The organism is Variovorax rhizosphaerae, from assembly GCF_037889975.1.
GTDB lineage: Bacteria > Pseudomonadota > Gammaproteobacteria > Burkholderiales > Burkholderiaceae_C > Variovorax > Variovorax rhizosphaerae.
In genome coordinates this window covers 1-8580 of the sequence record NZ_JBBKZT010000068.1, presented here as the reverse complement: position 1 = coordinate 8580, position 8580 = coordinate 1, and the positions used below count along the sequence as shown (strand labels likewise).

General features: G+C 64.2%; 8 protein-coding genes. 4 read left to right on the top strand and 4 right to left on the bottom strand.

The window, feature by feature from the left end; all coding sequences use genetic code 11:
* Together WKW82_RS39745 and WKW82_RS39740 are read left to right on the top strand one after the other, a co-directional pair.
* On the top strand, window positions 1-1849 hold a 1849-nt coding region (locus tag WKW82_RS39745; RefSeq protein WP_340348715.1), incomplete at its 5' end, for an ATP-binding protein.
* Window positions 1842-2189, top strand: a complete 348-nt coding sequence (locus WKW82_RS39740; protein WP_340348714.1) for a response regulator — start codon at window positions 1842-1844, stop codon at window positions 2187-2189. The genes WKW82_RS39745 and WKW82_RS39740, both read left to right, overlap by 8 nt.
* 474 nt (window positions 2190-2663) lie before the next feature.
* Here the strand turns inward: WKW82_RS39740 and WKW82_RS39735 are convergent, their stop codons facing one another.
* From WKW82_RS39735 to WKW82_RS39725, 3 genes are all read right to left on the bottom strand, one after another.
* Window positions 2664-3899, bottom strand: a complete 1236-nt coding sequence (locus WKW82_RS39735; RefSeq protein ID WP_340348713.1) for an NAD(P)/FAD-dependent oxidoreductase — start codon at window positions 3897-3899, stop codon at window positions 2664-2666.
* A gap of 15 nt (window positions 3900-3914) precedes the next feature.
* Window positions 3915-4268 (bottom strand): RidA family protein, encoded by a 354-nt coding sequence (locus WKW82_RS39730; protein WP_340348712.1) that lies wholly within the window; start codon window positions 4266-4268, stop codon window positions 3915-3917.
* Window positions 4269-4383: 115 nt separating this feature from the next.
* Window positions 4384-5295, bottom strand: a complete 912-nt coding sequence (locus tag WKW82_RS39725; RefSeq protein ID WP_340348718.1) for a LysR family transcriptional regulator — start codon at window positions 5293-5295, stop codon at window positions 4384-4386.
* Between the two features lie 144 nt (window positions 5296-5439).
* On the opposite strand from WKW82_RS39725, the gene WKW82_RS39720 reads away from it, so the two are divergent.
* Both WKW82_RS39720 and WKW82_RS39715 read left to right on the top strand, forming a co-directional pair.
* Complete coding sequence (locus tag WKW82_RS39720; RefSeq protein WP_340348717.1) at window positions 5440-6420, top strand: Bug family tripartite tricarboxylate transporter substrate binding protein; 981 nt, start codon at window positions 5440-5442, stop codon at window positions 6418-6420.
* A gap of 104 nt (window positions 6421-6524) precedes the next feature.
* The gene (locus WKW82_RS39715) at window positions 6525-8009 is read left to right on the top strand and encodes an amidase (RefSeq protein ID WP_340348716.1); all 1485 of its coding nucleotides are present in this window, start codon (window positions 6525-6527) and stop codon (window positions 8007-8009) included.
* 360 nt (window positions 8010-8369) lie between these two features.
* On the opposite strand, the gene WKW82_RS39710 is transcribed toward WKW82_RS39715, so the two are convergent.
* Window positions 8370-8580 (bottom strand): hypothetical protein (locus WKW82_RS39710; RefSeq protein WP_340348525.1); only part of this gene is annotated, 211 nt, incomplete at its 5' end.

Sequence of the window (8580 nt, the reverse complement as noted above, 5' to 3'; positions counted from 1 at the left end):
GCTGCAGCCGGACGCCGATGCGCAGGCACGCGCGGGCGAGCCGGAGCCCGCCTACACGGTCCTTGAGGAAGAGGTGCTTCGGCTGCAACGCGAGTTGAAGGGCAGCATCGGGGAGTCCGCCAGTTCGACCGAGGCGCTGCGCGCGTCCAACGAGGAACTGCAGTCGATGAACGAGGAGCTTCGTTCGGCGACCGAAGAACTCGAGACCAGCAAGGAAGAGCTCCAGTCGGTCAACGAGGAGCTCACGACGGTCAATTTCGAGCTCAAGAACAAGGTCGAGGAAACCGCCAGGATCAACGACGACCTGAGCAACCTGATCACCTCGATGAACATCGCCACCGTGTTCGTCGATCGGCAGATGCACATCAATGGCTTTACGCCCCTGAGTGCACTGATCTTCAACATCCTCCCGACCGACAAGGGACGGTCCCTGGGCGACATCACGCATCGCCTGGACCGCGGCGGGAACTTCACGGAAGACCTCCTGCATGTGCTGGCGACGCTGCAGCCACTGGAGCGCGAAGTGGCGTCCGTCGATGGCCGCTGGTACCTCATGCGCGTCTCGGCCTATCGCACCAAAGAGGATCGCATCGACGGCGCGGTGCTCAACTTCATCGACGTGACCGAGCGCCGCGCGGCTCAGGAGCAGGTGCGCGCACGCGACGAGCGGCTGCGCCTGGTCGCGGAAAGCACCCGGGATTTCGCGGTCATCACGCTGGACGAGGCCGGATGCGTCACGGGCTGGAACAAGGGGGCCGAGCTGATGTTCGGCTACACCATCGATGAGATCCTGGGAGAGCATTTCCGCCGCCTCTTCGTTCCGGAGGACCGTGCCGCCGGAATGCCGGAACAGGAGCTGCAAGGTGCCCGCGAGCACGGTCGCGCACTCGACGAACGCTGGCACCTGCGCAAGGACGGCAGCCGCTTCTATTGCAGTGGCATCACCACCACGCTGGTCGAAGGCAATGCGCAGGGCTTCGCGAAGATCGCCCGCGACCTGACCGAGCGCCGGCTGCTAGAGCGCCAGCGCGAGGAGTTGCTCGAGGCCGAGAAGCAGGTGCGCGTGCAGCTCGAGGCGGCCAATGCCCTGCGCAATGAATTCCTGGCCGTGATGTCGCACGAACTCAAGAACCCGCTGAACCTCATCTTGGTGAGCGCCGAGCTGATTGGCCGCTCGCCAGAGGTACAGGATTCGCCGCGGCTTTCGAGAGCCGCCGACGCCATACGCCGCACGGTCCATGCGCAGGCGCAGATCATCGATGACCTGCTCGACCTCTCGCGCCTGCAGACCGGCAAGCTGGCCTTGAATCGATCGCCGGTGCGATGGCGCCCCATCATCGAGCGGATCACCGATGCACTGCGCAAGGACGCGGAGGCGAAGCAACTGTCGCTATCTGTGCAAGCCGAGGATCTCGTGCTCTTCGCGGACGTGGTGCGGGTCGAGCAAATCTTCTGGAACCTCGCGAGCAATGCGCTGAAGTTCACGCCGCCGGGCGGCACGATCGAGGTGCGGCTCGCCCGCGATGGTCCCTGGGCGTTGCTGGAGGTGCGGGACACCGGACGTGGGATCGCGCCGGGCTTTCTCGGGCAGGTGTTCGGCATGTTCCAGCAGGGCGACCACCCGCCCACCACGCGCAGCGAGCGCGGCCTGGGCATCGGCCTGGCACTCGTCAAGAGCCTGGCGGAGTTGCACGGCGGCAGTGTCGAGGCGGACTCCGCGGGTCCGGGCAAGGGTGCCGTGTTCAGAGTGCGCCTTCCGCTGCTGGAGGGCACGCTCGACAGCAATGTGCCCGGCTTCCAACTGATCGCGCACGGGGCCTGCCGATCAACGCATCCTGCTCGTGGATGACGACCCCCACACGCTCGAAACCCTGAGCGAACTTCTGGGCCTGGAAGGCGCCATGGTCACGACCGCCGACAGCGGCGAGGCGGCTCTTGAGGCAGCAAGGCAAGGCGAGTTCGACCTCGCCATCTCGGACATCGCCATGCCCGGCATGGATGGCTTCGAACTCATCATGCGGCTGCGCGAATTGCCGCATGGCCGTCCATGGCGGGCGATTGCCCTCACCGGCTTCGGACGGCCCGAGGAAGTGGCGAAGTCCAGGGCCGCGGGCTTCGACCTGCACTTGAACAAGCCCGTGTCGCTCGAAGCCTTGAACGATGCCGTGGCAAGCATTCGGCGACGTTAGCGTTCTCCCGCATTCCCTGTCCATTACAAAGCACCAGCGCGGCATTTTTCGTCCTCACGGTCTCGACAACTTCAGCAAGAAGACAGTGCTAGCGCTTTCACATGGAATACGGTTCTGCGTACAGCGCGCCATCACCTGATGCGCGGCCAAGCGAGGCACAAGAAAGAGGTCCGGTTGACAGCGCGAGGCCTACGTGCACTACCGATTAGCGTAAGTCGGCTACGGGTCGAGAGAGGCTTCGAGCGGCTGCTTTCTGGCATCCACATTGAATGGCTGGTGACGGCCGCGGTTACAAGTTCGCGGCCGTGCTCGGTAGCTGATCTTCACATGCTTGCGCTACCGGCCAACTGCCGCTATCAGCGAGTTTGGCGGCCAGGCAGTCTCGGCCATGAAGTGACTGTCGGGTATCCACCCGCTAGGACCGGTCCCGAGATCAAAGCTGAAGATCGCAAGAGCAAGCAGCAGGCATGAAACTCAAAATCGTGTCGGCGAGTAAGGCGCCGGATCGACCAGAGGCCTCGAGCCTTCGATCATCTCGGCCAGCAGTCGTCCGCTGACCGGACCCAGCGTGAATCCTTGGTGCGAGTGGCCAAAGTTGAACCACAGCCCGGGATGCTTCGGCGCGGGACCCATGACCGGTTTCATGTCGACCGTGCAGGGGCGATTCCCCAGCCAAGGCGCGGACTCCACTGGCACCGGCAGGTCTATCAACTCGCGCGCTGCTGCCTCGGCCTTGGCAAGCTGCACCGGTGTCGAGGGTGCACCAATAGGGGCGAATTCCGCGCCGGTTGTGATGCGCATGCCGGCCGCCATCGGCGCGATCACAAGGCCACGCTCCGCATCCAGCATCGGCAGCCGCAGGCCGGGACCGCCGATGTAATGGCGGTGATAGCCGCGTTTGACGAACAGCGGAAGGCTGTAGCCCAGTGCGTTGGTCAACTCGGCAGCCCAAGGGCCAAGCGCAATCACGGCGTGTCGCGCATGCAGCGGGCCGGCCTTCGTCTGCACCCGCCAACCCCCAGCGTCCTCGCGCAACGTGTCGGCATTGCCCTGACTCACATGGCCGCCCAGGTCGATGAAGCGCTGCACATAACGCTCGACCAGCGCACCCGGATCGCTGACGGACCACGGATCCAGCCAATGCAATGCACCGGGCAGCCGCGCACGCAGGCCGGGCTCGGCCTTGGCAAGTGCATCGCCATCCAGCACTGCATGGCGCACGCCATATCGTTGCTGCAGGTCGGCAGCTCGCGCTGTGGCCTCGTCCATTGCCGCCTGGGTGCGAAAGGCGAAGCGGTAGCCCTCCTTGCGCACCAGGTCGCACGCGCCCGATTCGGCAATGAGTGCATCGTGCTCGACCAGGCAGTGTTCGATCAGCCGGCTGTAGTCTCGGGCGATGCTGGCGTAACGCCTCGGCGCCGATGCATGCCAGTAACGCGCCAGCCGCGGCGCGACCGCGGGCAATGCGCCGAGGTGGTAGTTGACGTCAATGCCGCGCTTCAAGGCAACGTCGAACATGGCCAACCATTCGCGCGGGAAGGCATAGGGCTCGACGGCTTCGCGCTGGATGATGCCCGCATTGCCATAGGAGGTCTCGCGCCCCGGCGCCTGCCGGTCCACCAACGCGACTGAATGCCCCCGGCGCGCAAGCTGCAAGGCCGTGCAAGCGCCGACCATGCCGGCGCCAAGGACCAATACATCGGTAGGCATCTCGCCTTGTCTCGATCAGTCGCGCTGTGCCGCGGTGACGGTGACTTCAAGCAAGGCGCCCGGCGCGAGCAATCGGGCCACGACCGTGGTGCGCACCGGCAGCGGGTCCTTGAAGTGCTGTCGATACTCGGCGTTGAACGCTGAGAAGTCCGTCTCGTTGACCAGATGCACTGCGACCTGCACTACATCGTCCAGATCCAAACCGGCGGTGCCCAGCGTGTTCGCGATGCGCTTGAGCACCAATGCGGTCTGTGCGGCAATGCCTTCGGGGATGCTGTCGTCCTCGGCAAAGGCAATCTCGCCGGAGAGGAAAGCCAAGCCTCTGGACAGGCGAATTTTCGAGAACGGGAGCGCGGGTGCCTGAGCCATGATCAAACGTCCTTCATGTGAAGCGACCGATTATGGAAGGCCGAGGGGAACTGGTCTTGGCAATAATCAGAAAATTTGATTGCGCATATCGCAACGCTGCCGTCGCAGGGGTATTTCAACCATCCCGACGCAGCACCTCGCGCAAATGGTCGAGGAATGCCCGGCATGCACCCGGCAGCGTGCGACCGGCCATGGTCTGCACTTCGAAATGCCGCTCGTTCATCTCCCGGTCGCGCAGGGGTATGGCGACCACGAGCTTTGCGTTCAAGCGCGAACGCAAGGCAGCTTCGCCGCTGAGCGTGACGCCTCCGCCGACGGCGGCAAAGGTGATCATTGCATCGAGCCTGTTGCTCAACAGCGCCGGCTCGCATTGCAGCCCTTGCCTGATGCAACTGATGTCGAAGAGCTGCCGCAAAGTCGAGTAGGGACCGGGCAGGGCCATCGGATAGCCAACAAGTTGCGCCAACGCAAGTTGACGCCTCGAAGCCAGCGGATGGTCCTTGGCCATGATTGCAAGGATGGGCGAAGGATGCCGCAGCTCGACATTGATGCCTCGCTCCGAACTCGTGCTGACGGTGAAGCCGACATCCACATCGCCTTCGCGCACCAGCTTGGGAATATCCGCCTGCATGCATACGTCCAGCGCGAAGCGGATGCCCGCGTACTCGCGCTGGAATTCAGCGATCACATTGGGGATGAACTCGGAGGCGAAGCCCTCGGTGCTGGCGATGCGGACCCAACCGGTCTGCAAGCCGCGCAGGGCCTGGATGTCATCGGTCACTCGCTCGATGTCCTGCCACGCGCGTTTGGCATGCGCGGCCAGCAACTCGCCGGCGGCATTGGGCACCATGCCGCGCGCACGGCGCTCGAAAAGCAGTGTGTTGAGCTCACTTTCCAGGCGTGCGATATGTCGGCTGACGGCCGAAGGTGCCACGTGCAGCCGCTCGGCCGCCGCAGTGACCGAACCGGTGCGTACCACCTCCAGGAAGTGGCGCACCGCTGCTTCCTGCAACACTCGGCGACTCACAGCATTAGACATTGGAAAACCCTGATGAAGATTCAGTTTATCGCAACGATGGATTCTGAACATTGCGGTTGCTGCTGGGCATGAGCCTTTCTACGATCAGCCATCCGGTCCCGAAACCCAACTTTCGCATTCATGCCAACCGCCATGCACAACCTCTTGCGCTCCGCTGGTCTTGCCGCTCTCCTGGCCCTTGGGCTGAATGCGACAGGCGTTGCGGCAGAAGGCGCCTATCCATCGCGCCCGATCACCCTCGTCGTGCCATTCCCACCCGGCGGTGCTGGCGACGCGCAAGCCCGCGTCATCGGCCAGAAGCTCGGCGAGAAGCTGGGTCAAAGCGTTGTGATCGACAACCGCCCCGGTGCGGGCACCGCCATTGGCGCGGCCTACGTGGCCAATGCCAAGCCCGATGGCTACACCTTGCTGATGAGTTCGAACTCGACCTACACGCTGAACCCGGCCATTCGCAAGTCGCTGCCATATGACCCCGTCAAGAGCTTCCAGCCGATCGGGATCGTCGGTCGCGTTGCCCTGGTGATGCTGGCCAACACCAGCGTCCCGGTCAGCAACCCGAAGGAACTGATCGCCGCTGTCAAGGCTGCGCCCGACAAGTACTCCTATGCCTCCTTCGGCGCTGGCACCAGTTCGCACTTCGCCGCGGAAATGGCGCTGCAGGCCATGGGCATCAAGCTCACCCACGTGCCCTACAAAGGCAGTGGCCCGGCCATGACCGACCTGATCGGGGGACAGGTGCCCTTCGCCTTCGACACCGTGACCGCCGCCGCGCCGCAGATCAAGAGCGGCAAGGTCAAGGCCATCGCGGTGACCACCTCCAAGCGCTCGGCACTGCTGCCGAACGTGCCGACCTTCGCTGAGTCCGGCTACCCGGGCGTCCTGCTCGACAGTTGGGGCATGTTTGTCGGTCCGCGCGGGTTTCCGGCCGAGGTGCAGGCCAAGCTGGAGAAGGCGCTCAAGGACGCTGTCGACGATGCATCGGTGCGCTCGAAGCTGGCAGAGCAGGGCGTGGAGCCCGGCTTCATCGGCTCCGCCCAGGCCGCTGCGCACCTTGAGGCCGAACTGCCCCTCATGCGTGCCGTTGCCGTGCGCGCCAACATCCAGCCGGATTGACGCGGACCCGAAGCGCCGCGCGATCAATTTCGAAAGATGCAACCGTGAACGACACATCCCCGACGACAGCGCTCGTTGAGCATTCCGCAGTGGACCTGCGGCAAATGATTGCTGCCAAGGACATCTCTCCGGTCGAACTGCTGGAGGCATGCATTGACCGCATCGAAGCCGTCAATCCTTTCATCAATGCCGTCACTGCCACCTGCTTTGACCGTGCCCGCGTCGAAGCCCTGGCTGCGGAACAAGCCGTTCTGAAAGGCGAGCCGCTCGGCTTGCTGCACGGCTTGCCGCTGGGTGTGAAAGACCTGGAGCCGACCGCCGGCCTCCTCACGACGTTCGGCTCGCCGGCGTTCCGTGGGCACGTGCCGGACCGCGACATCGAGTTGGTCGCGCGCCTGCGCCGTGCCGGTGCGATCGTCGCCGGCAAGACCAACGTGCCCGAGATGGGCGCAGGCGCCAATTCGCGCAATCCGGTCTGGGGAGCGACTGGCAATCCATTCAATCCCAACCTGAACGCCGGTGGCTCGTCCGGCGGCTCGGCGGCGGCGCTGGCTTGCGACATGCTGCCGGTGTGCACGGGTTCCGACACCGGCGGCTCGCTTCGCATCCCGGCTTCCAAGTGCGGTGTCGTCGGCTTCCGGCCTTCACCCGGTGTGATTCCCAGCGTGCGCAAGCTGCTGGGCTGGACGCCGATTTCGGTCGTCGGTCCGATGGGCCGCACCGTCGCGGATGCCTGTCTGCAAATGGCCGCCACTGCAGGCATGCATGCCGGTGACCCGCTGAGCTACCCACTGGACCCGCTGGCCTTCCTGAACCCCCAGGCGGCCGAACTGGGCAAGCTGCGCGTGGCCTTCACCACCGACTTCGGCACCTGCGACGTGAACCCCGAGATCAGGACCACATTCGCCGCGAAGATCGCCGCCATGCGACACCTGTTCGCGCGGTGCGACGAAGTGCGATTCGACTTCGGTGATGTCCACCGCTGCTTCGACGTGCTGCGTGCCGAAGCCTTTGTCGCCGGCACGCGCGAGGCCTACGAGAAGGATCCTGCCAGCCTTGGCGTGAATTCGCGCGCCAACTACGAAATAGGCGCAAGGATGAGCCTGCTCGACAGCGCTTGGGCGCAGGCCGAACAGACACGCATCCAGCAGCGCTTCCAGAGCACCTTTGCGGAGTACGACCTGGTGCTGTCGCCGACCACGCCGGTTTCGCCATTCCCCTGGACGCAACCGTATGCACACCTGGTCGATGGCCAGGAGCAGTCCAACTACTATCGCTGGCTCGCGCTGACCTACGTGGTCACGCTCACGACCCACCCGGCGATGTCCTTGCCTTGCGGCACGGACAGCAAGGGCATGCCCTTCGGGTTGCAAATCGTCGGCCCCTTCCGCGGCGACCTGCAAGTATTGTCGGCATCGCTCGCGCTGGAGAAGGCCTTCGCCGCCGACGCGGTGCTACGTCGTCCGCGACCGGATCTCGAGGCGCTGCGCGTGCCGGAGCCCAAGCTGGACTCAATCGTCACCGCACCTCCTCCGGTCAGCTGGCGCGACGCTCGTGCGGCCGACAGTGGAGGCGCATCCGTCGTTTAGGCTCGATGAAGGGTAGCGGGCCGGACCGATGAGAAACAGTCTGCTGGGTCGCTTCAGTTTGGGAGACAGATGTAGGCACTCTTAGATTCCGCTAGTGGTCTTCACAGTCGGCGCTGGGAGTCGTGCTTCTCTTCACGGCTGACGCGCCGACTGCGTTGCAGACTGATGCCCAGATGAACAGATGAACAGCCGTTTCATACCCTTTGAAGTCCCGCGCTGGCATGAGAACGACGAGTTTCGGCGCTTCCTCTTCTTGCGGCGACGCCGGCAATGGCCCTGTTACGCTGGAGTGGTTGTCAGGGCTTTGGTCCGAAGGTCTTTGGCGGAAGCGACTGGCATGCAACGGATGACCCACGCGAATCACACGCCAAGCATGTGAGGCAAAGGCACCAGTTCGCTGCCCACGAGATCTCGCAAATATCGGCGGGCATGCAGCTTGCCCACGGTGCGCACGATGTATGACACCTGCGCATGGAGGCTGCTCGCATTGTTCGGTGGCGTGGCCTTGCTCCGCACGTCGGTCGGCATTAGCCCAAGATTCGCGGCATCCGCGTCAAAGCCCGACCTGCGA